16 protein-coding genes are annotated in these 13,523 nt (G+C 45.7%); 6 read left to right on the top strand and 10 right to left on the bottom strand.

Annotated features, from left to right (window positions below; genetic code table 11):
* The first annotated feature begins 87 nt into the window (after positions 1-87).
* The 3 genes from MKX35_RS04540 (at position 88) to MKX35_RS04550 (ending at position 1,173) form a co-directional block, all read left to right on the top strand.
* Complete coding sequence (locus tag MKX35_RS04540; protein WP_076297993.1) at positions 88-366, top strand: hypothetical protein; 279 nt, start codon at positions 88-90, stop codon at positions 364-366.
* A 257-nt stretch (positions 367-623) separates the two neighbouring features.
* Positions 624-824, top strand: coding sequence for a cold-shock protein (locus tag MKX35_RS04545; protein WP_019914790.1), 201 nt, complete (start codon positions 624-626; stop codon positions 822-824).
* A gap of 118 nt (positions 825-942) precedes the next feature.
* Entirely contained in the window at positions 943-1,173 is a 231-nt protein-coding gene (locus MKX35_RS04550; protein ID WP_042131520.1) for a cold-shock protein, read from the top strand.
* Positions 1,174-1,277: 104 nt separating this feature from the next.
* On the opposite strand, the gene MKX35_RS04555 is transcribed toward MKX35_RS04550, so the two are convergent.
* From MKX35_RS04555 to MKX35_RS04580, 6 genes are all read right to left on the bottom strand, one after another.
* Complete coding sequence (locus MKX35_RS04555) at positions 1,278-1,739, bottom strand: VOC family protein (protein WP_076297992.1); 462 nt, start codon at positions 1,737-1,739, stop codon at positions 1,278-1,280.
* 44 nt (positions 1,740-1,783) lie between these two features.
* Positions 1,784-2,251: a VOC family protein gene (locus MKX35_RS04560; RefSeq protein WP_076297991.1), complete on the bottom strand. Its 468-nt coding sequence runs from the start codon at positions 2,249-2,251 to the stop codon at positions 1,784-1,786.
* The gene (locus MKX35_RS04565; RefSeq protein WP_076297990.1) at positions 2,248-2,811 is read right to left on the bottom strand and encodes an NADPH-dependent FMN reductase; all 564 of its coding nucleotides are present in this window, start codon (positions 2,809-2,811) and stop codon (positions 2,248-2,250) included. The genes MKX35_RS04560 and MKX35_RS04565 overlap by 4 nt, the downstream gene beginning before the upstream one ends.
* Before the next feature lie 151 nt (positions 2,812-2,962).
* On the bottom strand, positions 2,963-3,655 hold the full coding sequence (locus tag MKX35_RS04570; protein ID WP_076297989.1) for a response regulator: 693 nt from the start codon (positions 3,653-3,655) through the stop codon (positions 2,963-2,965).
* 16 nt (positions 3,656-3,671) lie between these two features.
* Positions 3,672-5,348 carry a GAF domain-containing sensor histidine kinase gene (locus tag MKX35_RS04575; protein WP_076297988.1) on the bottom strand — a complete coding sequence of 559 codons (1,677 nt, stop codon included), beginning with the start codon at positions 5,346-5,348 and terminating at the stop codon, positions 3,672-3,674.
* 146 nt (positions 5,349-5,494) lie between these two features.
* Positions 5,495-6,886, bottom strand: coding sequence for an MATE family efflux transporter (locus MKX35_RS04580; RefSeq protein ID WP_076284917.1), 1,392 nt, complete (start codon positions 6,884-6,886; stop codon positions 5,495-5,497).
* Between the two features lie 263 nt (positions 6,887-7,149).
* Between MKX35_RS04580 and hxlA the strand changes: the two genes are divergently transcribed.
* From hxlA to MKX35_RS04595, 3 genes are all read left to right on the top strand, one after another.
* Positions 7,150-7,782, top strand: coding sequence for a 3-hexulose-6-phosphate synthase (gene hxlA, locus MKX35_RS04585; RefSeq protein WP_076284916.1), 633 nt, complete (start codon positions 7,150-7,152; stop codon positions 7,780-7,782).
* Between the two features lie 7 nt (positions 7,783-7,789).
* Positions 7,790-8,347 carry a 6-phospho-3-hexuloisomerase gene (gene hxlB / locus MKX35_RS04590; RefSeq protein ID WP_076297987.1) on the top strand — a complete coding sequence of 186 codons (558 nt, stop codon included), beginning with the start codon at positions 7,790-7,792 and terminating at the stop codon, positions 8,345-8,347.
* An 85-nt stretch (positions 8,348-8,432) separates the two neighbouring features.
* On the top strand, positions 8,433-8,810 hold the full coding sequence (locus MKX35_RS04595) for a winged helix-turn-helix transcriptional regulator (RefSeq protein ID WP_076297986.1): 378 nt from the start codon (positions 8,433-8,435) through the stop codon (positions 8,808-8,810).
* 95 nt (positions 8,811-8,905) lie between these two features.
* On the opposite strand, the gene pepT is transcribed toward MKX35_RS04595, so the two are convergent.
* The 4 genes from pepT to MKX35_RS04615 all read right to left on the bottom strand — a co-directional run bounded on the left by pepT (position 8,906) and on the right by MKX35_RS04615 (position 13,410).
* Positions 8,906-10,138, bottom strand: coding sequence for a peptidase T (gene pepT, locus MKX35_RS04600; protein WP_076297985.1), 1,233 nt, complete (start codon positions 10,136-10,138; stop codon positions 8,906-8,908).
* 96 nt (positions 10,139-10,234) lie between these two features.
* Positions 10,235-10,888: a sortase gene (locus MKX35_RS04605; RefSeq protein ID WP_076297984.1), complete on the bottom strand. Its 654-nt coding sequence runs from the start codon at positions 10,886-10,888 to the stop codon at positions 10,235-10,237.
* Positions 10,889-10,919: 31 nt separating this feature from the next.
* Positions 10,920-11,921 (bottom strand): hypothetical protein, encoded by a 1,002-nt coding sequence (locus MKX35_RS04610; protein ID WP_076297983.1) that lies wholly within the window; start codon positions 11,919-11,921, stop codon positions 10,920-10,922.
* 475 nt (positions 11,922-12,396) lie between these two features.
* Positions 12,397-13,410 carry an LLM class flavin-dependent oxidoreductase gene (locus MKX35_RS04615; protein WP_081382673.1) on the bottom strand — a complete coding sequence of 338 codons (1,014 nt, stop codon included), beginning with the start codon at positions 13,408-13,410 and terminating at the stop codon, positions 12,397-12,399.
* Between the last annotated feature and the right edge of the window lie 113 nt (positions 13,411-13,523).

The following is a 13,523-nucleotide window of genomic DNA, read 5'->3' on the forward strand; positions in this document are numbered from 1 at the left end:
CGCGGTATACTTCGCGTAATGACGCGTTAAAGCGCGAAATATGCTACAATGGATTTGTAATAATTGTAGGGAGATGAAATATTAAAAATGAGTGACAAATTAAACGAGCAGGAATTAGTAACCGTATTATCTGTCAAAACCAAAGTAGATCCTAAATTAATTCGTTTAGTATTGAAGCATGAACAGACCTTTATCAATAACGCCAAGGCCAATGCCAAAGGCGAGGTAGACATCGACAATGATGATCTGGTTGACTATGTTGTTGCCCAGCGTGATGTGAAGCTGGATGAAATCACAGTGGAGACGATTCTTGATGCGGAGATGGATTACTTAATGGATAAAGGGTTGGCAGGATACATCGATTAACCCTTGCACATTTCCGGCTCTAAAGCCTTTAATATAGAGGATATTGAGCCGGAATGAAAAAAGTAGGTATTTACATTGCATTCAATGATTTAGTGTGGTACAATGAAGTTAATCATAAATTTAACCCTTAATTCACATATTGTAAAAGGTTATCATTTGTGCGTATGAGTCCTTTTCCAATGTGTGAATTTTTATTTGTTCGTACACTACGTAGGAATAAAAGGACATGTGTTAAATAAAATATTGGAGGTAATATCATGCAAACAGGTACAGTTAAATGGTTTAATGCAGACAAAGGATTTGGTTTTATCGAGGTTGAAGGTGGAAGCGACGTATTCGTACACTTCTCCGCAATCACAGGCGACGGATTTAAATCTTTGGACGAAGGCCAACGCGTTGAGTTCAACGTAACTCAAGGCGCTCGTGGACCACAAGCCGAAAACGTTGTAAAACTGTAATTCGAAAATTAGGCTGCCCTTAACACAAGTTGAGGGCAGCTTTTTTATTTTTCATCTTATGAATCTGCCCCTAATAGGGTGGCGAAATCGTCTCGATTCGATCCAAGGAGGGGTACTTATGTATTTTCGTAAAAAAGCACTGGAGGATCTTCCGCAGGAAGACACAGCCATTTGGTCTTGTACCAAGGAAGGTTGCACCGGTTGGATGCGCGATAACTTTGCATTTCAGTACGTACCTACCTGCTGGCAATGTAACTCTCCCATGACGAGAAGTATGAAGATACTGCCAATGCTTGTGAACACGAATTCAGATATGAAGGCTATGAAGAAAGGCATCACGATTAAGTAACAGCCTTTACTAAAACCATGCTAGAGATGGTTAAATAGAAGCAGCTAACATACTCAAACAGCTGGACCCTTGATGGTGGGCAGCTGTTTTTTTGTTGGAGTATTTTATTTCTGTTCGAGCAATTTCTCCCACTCGGTTAAGATGATGTTCTCTGAGAGATGCTTCAAATGTTCAGGAACCTCTACATGGCACATCAATTCCAGGCTGTTGCCGTCCGGGTCGTTGAAGTACACAGAAGCGTTCCCTTGATAAGCTCGAATAAAAGGCTCAACGGAAGTTCGATTACGGAACGGAACAGCGTCTACCCCAATGGATTCCAGCCATTGCAGTGATTGCTTTAGATCCTCATAAGTTACGCGGAAGGCAATATGCCGTAAAGATGGGTGGTATGGCGTTTCTACTTCCTTTCCTTCCCAAATGCCGATCCAACTCCGACCTTCCTCAATCCAGAAGAATGCAGTTTCCTCATCCCGCCAGGCCATTTTTAATCCCAATTTCTCATAAAATTCGATAGATACCTCAAGATTGCTTACTGGTAAATGTGCTTCGTATAGTCCTTTTATCATATTCTCGTCTCCTCGTGCAGGCTTAGCCTGAATTTTATCAATAACTACCAGGTTCTTCCATGTATTAGTTCCCATTCTTTCCAGGGTACCATTCCTAGCTCAGGTCTGGGTGAATCAGACAGTACAGCTAGGAACTCTAAGGAATGACCATCTGGATCACTGAAATACACGGATACGGCTGGCATCCAGCCAAATACATACAATTGTCCCTTATCATCATCGAGGAAGTTGGAGGCTTCAATCCCCTTGGCCTTCAGGTAGGATACTGACTGCTTCAAATCCTCAAGCGTTACTTGGAAAGCAAAGTGCTGACGCACAACCTCGGAAGGTGCCTTCTCCCAAATCCCCAGCATGGCCTGATTACGTTCTTCTCCAATCCAGTAAAAGCGCCGCTTGCGGCCTTCAGTATTCTCCGAATGTGCTAAGGGTAGTCCCAGAACATGTTCATAGAAATGAGCAGATTGTTCAAGGTTAGTCACGTTCAGATGGGTTTCAAACAGTCCTTTGATCATAGGGCGGCACCTGCCGGGCTATTGATTTTGCGGGCTAAATTTAGGAATGATTCTAAGACTAGGCGAATGCGATCTTCAATTTCTTGACCGCCCTCGTACCCGTCGTATTCAATCTCGAACCGCTTGCGCTGCATCCCGCCGATGGAGATCCAGTCTGGCGTATTAATCCCATGTAGATTGCGTACAACCGCCTGCAATTGAAGCAATGAGCTTACACCTACAGCTCCACCTGCAGAGCTAGCAGACAATACCACTTTGCCGTTGAAGTGCGTCTGGCCTAGATGGTCGAGAGCATTTTTCATCACGCCGCTCATGGAACCGTGGTATTCCGGGGTAATCAGGATGATTGCGTTCGCAGTTAGCATCTCTTGATGGAGGGCGCTTAGATGCTCATGCTCCGCGTAAGACTCATCTGGTGAATAAAAGGGCAGTGGGCGTTTATGGAGATTAAACAGGGTGACTTGTTCGCCTTGCTGATTAATAAAATGTGCGGCATGCTCTGCCATCTTTGTGCTGGTCGCTTCTTTTCGATTGCTGCCTGTCAGGATCATGACTTTCATCTGTATCCACTCCTATAAGGTCGATTGCTATAAACCAATGATAGCTGAATCGACATTTGTTGACGTCAGCACATGGAATGAACCTGCATAATAAAAACGCTCAGCCATTGTGCTGAGCGTCTAAGACTATAGTTGTAGATGAGCTGTGGCGCTATGAGTTGTAGCCGCTTTTCAATGCAAAAATGGCAGCTTGAGTCCGATCCGATAAGTTCAGCTTTCCCAGTACATGACTGACATGTGTCTTAACAGTCTTCTCGGTGATGACCAGCTTACTGGCAATCTCTTTGTTGCTCATACCTAGTGCAATGAGGTCTAACACTTCCTGCTCTCGTGGAGTAAGAAGCTCAGATCCGGTGATTGTAACCGATGTAGTACTGGATCCATTCAGATCTGAGTTGCTAACATTCAGTTGTTCTGGTGTAGAAGCTGCCATTAGATTCATCAGTTGACTGGCAGCTGCGGAATGCAGCTCAACTTGACCACTGTGTACCTTGCGGATGGCGACTACCAGCGCTTCTGGTTCTATGTCTTTTAGCAAATATCCTTTGATCCCTACGCGGATAGCAGGGAGTACATGATCCTGATCTGAAAAGGAGGTCAACACAATGATTTTGACCTGTGGATGGGAGATCCGCAGCTGTTTAGCCGTCTCGATGCCATCCATAACGGGCATGTGCAAATCCATTAATATGATATCCGGATGGAGCTCGGCCGTTCTCTCTAGTGCCTCGCAGCCGTTCGATGCTTCTCCGATAACCTTGATGTCCGGTTGTGTCGAGAGAAACACTTGTAGCCCTCGACGAACCATTGCATGATCGTCAACCAGTAATAAACCTATTGTCATTTGTGATCACCCGACTTCATGTGGATTGGAGGGGCAAAGGGATGGTTACCTCAATCGTTGTGCCTTGGTGCTCCTCACTGTAAATATGAATATGGCCGTAGAGCGCCTCAGCTCTTTCCTTCATAATATGCAGGCCGAGAGATTCATTGGTGTCTGTGTTACAGCGCCGTTTGGCACCGCCCTTGCCCTGATCGGCAATGCTCAGTATCACCTCGGTAGCGTTTAAATGTAGAGATACTTCAGCTTTAGAAGCTCCGGAGTGCTTACGTACATTATTAAGTGCTTCTTGACCAATGCGCAGCAGTCCTTCTTCCACATTGCGGGGAAGTTCGAGTACACCGCTGCGTTGAGTCTGTATTAACAGCCCTAGTTGCTGACCATGAGCCTGCAGCGCGGTCAATAACCCGGCTTCCAGTCCTGCAGGACGAAGCTGCATGATTAAAGCACGCATTTCTTTGAGTGCAGATTGAGAGAGCTCTTGAATATCGCGGACAGCCTCAGCAGCCGGATGGGAGGTGTGCTCTTGCTGCAGCATGCTTTCCACACCTTTGGCCGTCATCGAGAGGGAGAATAGAATCTGGTTCACCGAGTCGTGGAGATCACGGGCCAGTCGATTCCGCTCGTCCAGACGCGCGATTTCGCGGCGCTTCTCTCCGAGCTGTATACTTTCCAGTGTAGCTGAAATGTGCTCGGCAATCGCTTCGAGTACTTCTCCATCTGCGGTTGCGGAGGCGAGTGCTTTAGGCGAGGTGATGAGTAGAATGGCTGAACCATGTGCAGTAATCTGCCGAAAGGGGACGGCAAGCATTACAACTCGCTCTGTAACAGGCTGTTCGGAACAGCATGAGTGCGTAATTTCCTGTTCTTCGTCAGAGGTTAATGTTGCGAAGCGCTGTCCTTTCGCAATATCCCTTAGACGATTCTTAAAGGAATCCGAGAGCTCAAAAGGAGCTAATTCAGGTGTTATATTAGCTGCATGAGCGGCTGCATGTACTTCGAATTTGCCCGCGTGTTGTCCAATGATCGCTGCAAAAGGCCAATCGAAATATTGGCCAATCAGGGTGGTGGTTTTCTCCACCAGAATGCTTGGGGAGATGCATTCACTAGCCGTTATATTCAAAGCAGCGCTGAACTCCCCTAATTTGGCGTACAGATTGGCACGGCGCTGCTCGGTGCTATATAACTGCATGCGTTCAATGGCACTGCCAATTTGCAGGGCCACGGATTGTAGCAGAGCCAGCTCACTGTCGGGGTAATGTGCTTTGCCCGGTGCAGCTACATTCATAAGTCCTAGGTAGCGATCGCCTGAATGCAGTGGGATAGTGGCGTGGTGGGTGATCCCTAATGTATCGCCCCAGTTATTTTGCCTGGCATTACTCAGCCGCTTGCAGTTTAGAATGTTAACAGCATGCTCTAGCCGTCCGTCCCATAGGCGGTCTAAGCACCAGCAGCTTCCACACTGCATCGGCTGTTTATTGTCCCGCTGCAGCGCTGGCGGTAAACCCCGATCTGCGGCGAATTCATACTCCATATTCTCTTCGCTCAGGAAGATCCAGCCTGCCGTATTTCCTGTTAGATCTAACAGCTTGCCCATAACTGTATCGAGCATCGGTTTGAGCTCATTGGAACTGTTTAAGGTCTCCGCAATCGTCTTGAGCGTCAATAACTCGTGGATCCCGGTTTCTTCCGACATGAGGTTCTCCCCTTTAGATTAATTACGTTCTATCTATTGTAACGTAGAATGCTTCATTCATTCTAAAATTTTGTAATCATGAAGCGACAAAAAAGGTGGACCCTTAAGATCTGGTATGACCTTAGAGAACCACCTAAATAAATTCGTTAATTTACAGCTGCAGGGGTAGTTGAAGGCGCGCTGTGTTCTACATCATCGTGCTGAATCAGTCCATGTTTCTCCCAAGCTCGACTCTTCCAGCGGAAATACATAATGACAGCTCTTGTCCACTCATCAGCCGCAGTGGCAATCCACACACCGGCTAATCCTAGGTTAAGCTGGAATACCAGAAAATAGCCAAGGGGTAAGCTCATACAGACCATGGAGATCAGTCCCATATATACTGGGAACTTCGCATCGCCCGAGGCGCGTAGTGAGTTAATGATGACCAAATTAGTTGTACGCCCGGTCTCTAGGAAGAAACTAAGCAGTATAACCTGAGCCCCCATAAGAATAATGTTCTCGTTGTCTGTGAAGAGGCCGAATAGCGGTACCCGGAAGACGATCACAAGCACATCTATTACTACTGTGACCAGAAGTGCCCACTTCACACTGGTGAATACACGCTTATAGGCCTCCTTGGGACGTCTAGCTCCCACCAGATGTCCTACGATAATGGAGGTTCCCATAGAGACGGCTACACTGAATAAATAAATATAATTGGAAATGTTGAGCGCATATTGACGAGTGGCCATAGCCTCGGCGCCCAGATAGGTAATATACAGCGTGAATACGAGCTGACAAGATTGATAAATAATCGATTCAAACGCGGACGGGATGCCGATTTTGAGAATTTGCTGCACATATTTTTTGGAAAGATGAATGTAGTAGGTTAACTTTACCCGTACCTCCATCACTCTGTAGAGCAATAAGAAGAAAATAATAAGACAGATAAACCGACTGACAACCGTTGAGATAGCTGCACCTTCGACACCTAACGCTGGAAGTCCAAAATGACCATAGATGAGTAAGTAGTTACCCACCACGTGAATGATGTTCATCAGCAAGGATACGACCATCGTCTGTTTAGTGAAACCGTGCGTACGGATTGTGGTCGCCAGAGCATTGATTAATGCTTGGAGAAAAATACCGCCCCCGACAATATGTATATAGGATTTAGCGTAAACGAGAATATCCCCTTTTACATTCAGGGCAGTTAGTAGAGTCCCTCCGAATATCAGCAAAAACGTACTTAGGAGAATTCCTACTAACAGGTTTAGGGTAATGGCATTGCCGGTCACTTGAGCGGCTTCCAGAGGTTTTTTGGAACCGAGGTATTGGGAGACCACAATCGCTGCGCCGTTACCAATTACACTGAGAACTAAAATAGCCATCGCGATAATCTGATTCGCTGCGCCAACACCCGATACGGCATCGTCCGATACGGAGCTGATCATAAAAGTATCCACACTGCCCATGAGCATAAATAGGAACAGTTCCAGGAATATCGGCCAAGTTAGTTTTACAAGGTTAAATTCTTGGTGATTATTGTGCTTCATTGTACACCTTCTTACATCATGATTAAATTGCTGTTATTCCATAAACAAACTGTAATGTTAGCACAGCTTTCATGAAAATGCAGTACTTTTACAAAAATATGACAAAAGGTTGTTAATGTCTGCAAAGATAAAGCTGGCAGCAGCACATTAGTATCCTCCAGGTAACTACATCACAATAAAGTGCCTACTTCCCTTAAAGGATGTAAGGATCTACAATTTGTACATTACTTACTAAAATATATTAACAAGGAGTGCAAATAAATATGAAATTGCAATTAGCATTGGATCTAGTGGATATTGCGGGAGCGAAAGAGATTGTCTCAGAGGTTGCTGAATATATAGATATCGTTGAAATTGGAACACCTATCGTTATTAATGAAGGCTTGCATGCGGTGAAAGCAATAAAGGAAGCTTTTCCTGCTTTGACAGTATTGGCTGATTTGAAAATAATGGATGCTGGTGGATATGAAGTGATGAAGGCGGCAGAAGCTGGTGCTGATATCGTTACTGTGCTTGGTGTATCTGATGATGCTACCATTCGGGGTGCGGTGGAGGAAGCTAAGAAGACGAATAGAGAGATTCTGGTTGACCTGATCAATGTAAAAGATATTAAGTCAAGAGCGGCTGAAGTAGACGCACTTGGCGTAGACTATGTCTGCGTACACTCTGGATATGACCATCAGGCGGAAGGGAAAAATTCTTTTGCAGATTTGAATGCAATTAAAAGTGTGGTTAAACAGGCTAAAACCGCTATCGCTGGGGGTATCAAGCTAAGTACGCTTCCGGAAGTTATTGCAGCGAATCCTGATCTTGTTATCGTTGGCGGAGGCATTACGGGTGAGGCTGATCAAAAGGCCGCAGCGGCAGAGATGAAACGTCTAGTTAACCAGGCTTAAGATTACAATGGACACATTGAAATATGCGCAGCAAATTATAGAGGAGCTTCAGCGCTCCATTTCTCAGCTTGATCATCAAGAGGCTGAACGAATGGCTGAACTGCTTCTTCAGTCGAATAAGGTATTTGTGGCCGGGGCTGGTAGATCAGGATTGATGGGACGTGCTTTTGCAATGCGACTCATGCATGTCGGTAAAGAAGCGTACGTCGTGGGAGAAACGGTAACCCCGGGTATTGAGCCTGATGATGTGCTTGTGCTCGGTTCGGGTTCAGGAGAGACGAAGGGGCTGATCTCTATGGCAGAGAAGGCCAAAGGAGTAGGTGCAGAGGTTATTGCCGTTACGATTGCGCCGGACTCGACCGTCGGACGTTTAGCGAGCTATGTAGTGAAGCTGCCGGGATCTACAAAAGATCAGACCAGCGGAGGCTACAGCACGATTCAGCCAATGGCTTCTTTATTCGAACAGACGATGTTAGTCTTTTACGATGCAGTGATTCTGCGGATGATGGAGAAGACGGGGCAGACGACTAAGCAGATGTTCGGCAAGCATGCTAATTTAGAGTGAGAGTACAGAAACGAATGCCTTCCTAGTAAGGAGGTTATTCGTTTTTGTGTTAGTATGACAACAGGAGAGAGGAGGCGCTTTAGTTATGGCAACCGAGATTAAAGATCGCATCAACTTGAAGGAAATTAACTGCGAGAAGGAACTGACGCTTGCGGTGATTGGAGGCAAATGGAAGCTGATAATCCTGTGGCATCTTGGGCTTGAAGGGACAAAGCGGTTCAGTGAGCTGAAGAAGCTAATTCCTCATATCACGCAAAAAATGTTGACCAATCAGCTTCGAGAGCTTGAAGAAGATCAGTTGGTTCTTCGGAAAGTGTATGCCGAGGTTCCTCCAAAAGTAGAGTATTCTCTGACTTCATATGGACAGAGTCTGCTTCCCGTCCTTCGATTGATGTATGATTGGGGTAAGAATTACGGGGAAACCGTGATCTGGAAAGACACACCGCCGGAAGAAAGATGCTGATCGAATAGATTTCGAACATTAATAATCCCTGAGAGGTCTGAATCGACCTTTTCAGGGATTTTTTGTGTTCAATATGGAGTGACGTGAATTACGATTTAGGCTTTTTGTTCGAACAGCTTGGCGATCTCGACGATTACGTTCACCGCTTTTTCCATGTTGTCAGCAGAGGCGTATTCGAATTTGCCGTGGAAATTTTCGCCCCCCGTGAAAATATTAGGTGTAGGTAACCCCATGTAGGAAAGCTGTGAGCCATCTGTTCCCCCGCGAATCGGACGGATGATCGGCGTGATGTTCAGATTCTCCATCGCCTCATGGGCAATATCGACAATATGACGCACCGGTTCGATTTTTTCGCGCATGTTGTAATATTGGTCTTTCATTTCAAGCACGATGTTCTCTTCACCATGGATGCTCTTGAATTCATCTACGATGGCAGAAAGAAATGCTTTACGTGCCTCGAATTTCTCGCGGTCGAAGTCACGAATGATATATTGAAGCTTGCTGAATTCCGGTGTGCCTTCTATGGAGCTAAGGTGGTAGAAGCCATCATAACCGTCTGTGAATTCTGGAGCTTCCTCAGCAGGGAGTCTAAGGTGGAGCGCCATAGCGATTTTTGCGGAATGAATCATTTTTCCTTTGGCAGTACCAGGATGTACATTGACGCCGTAAACCGAGATTTTGGCTGATGCAGCATTAAAGCTTTCATACTCTAGTTCACCGAGTGGGCCTCCGTCCACAGTGTAAGCATAGGAAGCATTAAAAGCAGCTACGTCAAATTTATGAGGTCCGCGGCCAATTTCTTCATCCGGTGTGAAGGCGACTCTAATCTTGCCATGTTTGATTTCAGGATGCTGAAGAAGGTAATTCATAGCTGTCATAATCTCGGCAATACCGGCTTTATTGTCTGCGCCTAGCAGGGTAGTGCCATCGGTTGTAATTAATGTGTGGCCTTTATATTCTGTCAGCTCTGGGAAGCTTGCTGTAGACAATACAACATTCAACTCTTTGTTCAAAATAATATCTTTGCCATCGTAGTTCTCCACGATCTGTGGCTTTACATTTGTTCCTGTGAAATCAGTTGCTGTATCGAGATGCGCCAAAAAACCAATGGTCGGAACATCCTTCTCCGTATTGGCTGGGAGTGTAGCCATGACATACCCATGCTCGTCCACCTGCACTTCATCCATGCCGATCTCCTTGAGCTCTTCGACCAGCTTGTGGGCCAGCACCATCTGCCCCGGAGTGGACGGACAAGTTTCATTATCCTCGTTCGATTGGGTATCCATTTGGGCATACGAAATAAACCGTTCTATAACCTCTTTTTTCACTGTGGGTCATCTCCTCATTACTGTTGTATCTATATAGTATCACTTTCCATATCCGGTCTCATCCCTGAGGAGAAAGATTAAGAGTTAAGATTAGCTTTAATGAGGCGATATTTCTTGCTTCACTAGCTTCGCTGTAAGTAAATATCGGTCCGGTGCTGATCCCACGTATGAAAAAGGATAACAGGTGATCAAGGTAAGAATAGCCTTATCGCTTAGTTTTATTGCGCCGCGTTCATTCCCATCTACAATCGTGCTGCCTGTCACTTCATAGGTGAACGTACCGTCCATGCTTTCCAGTTCGATCAGATCTCCTGCGACAAGTTCTCCTAGATTGCGGAATACGGTATCACGGTGTCCAGCAAGCACGCTATTACCGATGGCGCCGATGGCTGCGCTACCTATATAGTGTCCAGCTCCTTTTTTTAATTCAGGGCTTTCCGTACCCTCCAGAATAGCCACCTTCTTATTTAAGGTGGGGAAGCGGATTTCTCCAATCACTTCACCCTCTTTATAGGAAGGAGATGAAGCTGGTTGTTCTTTTGGAGAACTGACCATTCCCTTGGGGAGAGGGTTCTCTTCATTTGAAAGGGGGCGGGCGATGGCTTCCTCCCTCTTTTTTGCCCAATCATTTAGGGCCTGCTTGGCCTCGATGGGTGCTTTGACGACTTGAACGATCGAATAAATCAGCACAACTAAAGAGAGTATGAAGATTAGCTTCACGGTTAATAAGACACCATTACGCTTCTTCATACTCTCTCCTCCAGACTTAAATTACTAAACGTTATTCTTTCTTCGATTTCAATCTGCGCATGATGATCACGCTGAGTACCGCAATAGCTAAGCTGGCCAGAATTAAGTTATACCAAGGCTCGGCGGTATTTGGAAGCTCGTTGCCTGCCTCTGGTGCTCCCAAAGGAATGTCGCCGTCAGGTAAGGCTACCTCATCGCTTGGCTGAGGTGTTGCACTGGTGGCTTGACTACCAGCACCTGGTGACGCTGCAGGTGTAGGCTCATTACTGCTTCCGCCCATTGGAATCGGTTCTTCAGTAACGCTTATTTCATCGACTGCAGGCGGTGAAGCCGTAGGTGTAGGCGATGGTGTTGCAGTTGCTGTTGGAGGCACTGACTGACCTGGTGTTACGACAGCTGTAGGTGAGGCAGTAGTCGTTGGTGAATCCGTAGGTGTTTCAGTAGGTGTTGTAGTAGGTTCAGTTGTTGCTGTTGCCGTTGCTGTAGGTGATGGATCAGGTGTAGGTGCAACCGTCGCTGTTGGCGTTGGCGTTGGCGTTGAAGTAGGCTCGGTGGTTGGACCTGGTTCTCCGGAAGCGGAGAATTCAAAAGCTACGGTCGTGGCCTTCCCTTGATATTCGTTGCCGGCTTCCCATGGGAAGGTTACATCCATTTGAATTACACTCTTCTCTCCTCCAGCAAGTGAACCGATGGTTACTCTGCCAGCAGCCTCACTCATCACTCCCGAATAGATGATTACTCCCTCTTTTTCGAGTGTCATTTGGAGAATATTGTACAATTCTACGTCTCCAGAGATGAATTTAAAGTCCACAAAGTAATCAAAGCCTTCTGTGCCATCATTAATAATCGTGTACTCTGAGCTCATTTCGTCACCGGGCTTCATATTGTTCATGGTGGCTGTGCTCGTGGTATGAGAATTCACAGTAAGCTTAATGGTATCCTGAGCGCTTACCCCTCCAGCGTGCCATATTACTCCTACCAGAATAATCAGAACGTAAGCAGCTATGAAGACCGAATGGTATTTCTTCTTCACTTTCTTTGCTCCTTTCTCCTGAGCCCATTGTAGCTGTTGAAAAACAAAATCTGCGGGCTTCCGGCAAAATTCTCCGTTTTAAACGATTATTCCATTCTACATTGTCGAAATAAGTGGTATTGTAAAGTACCACTCTTTCATTTGTGGGCGGAATCTTTCTGAATGAACGGAGAAAGAGGGCATAGCCAAAATACAAATCGTTCGTTATAGCGAATATATAAAGTATAATCAAAATGATATCCAAAGAAAAATGATGTATTACAACTAATTAGATCATATTTGCTTAAATAATAAGTATATGGTCTGTTTATCTGTTGATTTCTCTCTATATCTCTTTATTTTTATGTTTTTTAATATCTTATTAGTGTTTTATTAAGAACGGTTTCGAAAACAAAACAAAAAAGGCAAGACGAATATCTGAAACGGGAGAATTCCCGATACTCAGATAACGTCCTGCCTTGTTAAGACTGCAATCTTACAGTTCTTTCATAGCCTCAGCTACAATTTCATAGGAACGAAGACGAGCTTCATGATCATAAATCCCTGCGGAGATAATCAATTCATCTGCTTGTGTCTCTTTCAGAATGTCTTGAAGTCTTTCTTTAATCACTGCTTTATCGCCAGAGAAAGAATAACGCTGCTTATCGAGCATGATTGCTTTTTCTTGTACCGTCCATAGCCCATCCATACTCTCAACGGGTGGTTGTAGCTTGCCTGTACGCCCGCGGATGATATTGAGGAACTGCTGCTGCTGCGAGGTAGCTAGCTTTCTTGCCTCATCTACGGTATCGGCTGCTGTAACCCCTAGTCCGACCATAACATAAGGTTTGTCTAGTACTTCTGATGGACGGAAATTACTGTGGTATATGTGCAGCGCCTGAAGTAAATACTCAGGTGCAAAATGGCTGGCAAAGGCAAAAGGCAACCCTAGCTTGGCTGCTAGCTCAGCACTAAAGCCGCTGGAGCCTAAGAGCCAGATGGGAACATTTAAGCCTTCCCCAGGAACCGCGCGTACTCCAGCTGGGCGCGATCCTGCTCCTGCAGGGTCGAAGTAAGCTCTTAGCTCACTTAGCTGCTCAGGGAATTCACTGCCATCGCTTCCGAGCCCGCGACGCAGCGCACGGGAAGCTGGTTGATCAGATCCGGGTGCTCTGCCCAGTCCAAGATCGATCCGTCCCGGATATAGAGATTCGAGAGTCCCGAACTGTTCGGCAATAACAAGTGGTGCGTGGTTGGATAGCATAATGCCACCAGAGCCAACACGTATACTTTGGGTGCCACCAGCAATATGTCCGATCAAGAGTGAGGTAGCAGAGCTGGCAACTCCGATCATATTATGATGTTCAGCGAACCAATACCGATGATAGCCCCACTTCTCAGCGTTCCGAGCTAAATCTAGAGAGTTATGAAAAGAGTCTGCCGCGGTCCCTCCTTCCACAATAGAAGCTAGGTCCAGTACGGAGAATCGAATGTCACGAGGTTGTTTCAATGTTATCCCTCCTATAATAAATGCTCTATGCTCATAGAGCAGTATTTGTAGCTACGAATATCGCTACTCGGATAGTATACCATGTAATAAAACTATATACACACTTTAAGTAA

The sequence above is a fragment of the Paenibacillus sp. FSL R5-0923 genome, from assembly GCF_038009145.1.
Lineage (GTDB): Bacteria > Bacillota > Bacilli > Paenibacillales > Paenibacillaceae > Paenibacillus_AQ.

Coding starts and splice junctions, on each gene's coding strand:
- hxlA (WP_076284916.1), top strand. CDS start 7,150: ATGAAATTGCAATTAGCATTGGATCTAGTGGATATTGCGGGAGCGAAA.
- MKX35_RS04540 (WP_076297993.1), top strand. CDS start 88: ATGAGTGACAAATTAAACGAGCAGGAATTAGTAACCGTATTATCTGTC.
- hxlB (WP_076297987.1), top strand. CDS start 7,790: ATGGACACATTGAAATATGCGCAGCAAATTATAGAGGAGCTTCAGCGC.
- MKX35_RS04580 (WP_076284917.1), bottom strand. CDS start 6,886: ATGAAGCACAATAATCACCAAGAATTTAACCTTGTAAAACTAACTTGG.
- MKX35_RS04555 (WP_076297992.1), bottom strand. CDS start 1,739: ATGATAAAAGGACTATACGAAGCACATTTACCAGTAAGCAATCTTGAG.
- MKX35_RS04550 (WP_042131520.1), top strand. CDS start 943: ATGTATTTTCGTAAAAAAGCACTGGAGGATCTTCCGCAGGAAGACACA.
- MKX35_RS04565 (WP_076297990.1), bottom strand. CDS start 2,811: ATGAAAGTCATGATCCTGACAGGCAGCAATCGAAAAGAAGCGACCAGC.
- MKX35_RS04570 (WP_076297989.1), bottom strand. CDS start 3,655: ATGACAATAGGTTTATTACTGGTTGACGATCATGCAATGGTTCGTCGA.
- MKX35_RS04595 (WP_076297986.1), top strand. CDS start 8,433: ATGGCAACCGAGATTAAAGATCGCATCAACTTGAAGGAAATTAACTGC.
- MKX35_RS04575 (WP_076297988.1), bottom strand. CDS start 5,348: ATGTCGGAAGAAACCGGGATCCACGAGTTATTGACGCTCAAGACGATT.
- MKX35_RS04560 (WP_076297991.1), bottom strand. CDS start 2,251: ATGATCAAAGGACTGTTTGAAACCCATCTGAACGTGACTAACCTTGAA.
- MKX35_RS04545 (WP_019914790.1), top strand. CDS start 624: ATGCAAACAGGTACAGTTAAATGGTTTAATGCAGACAAAGGATTTGGT.
- MKX35_RS04605 (WP_076297984.1), bottom strand. CDS start 10,888: ATGAAGAAGCGTAATGGTGTCTTATTAACCGTGAAGCTAATCTTCATA.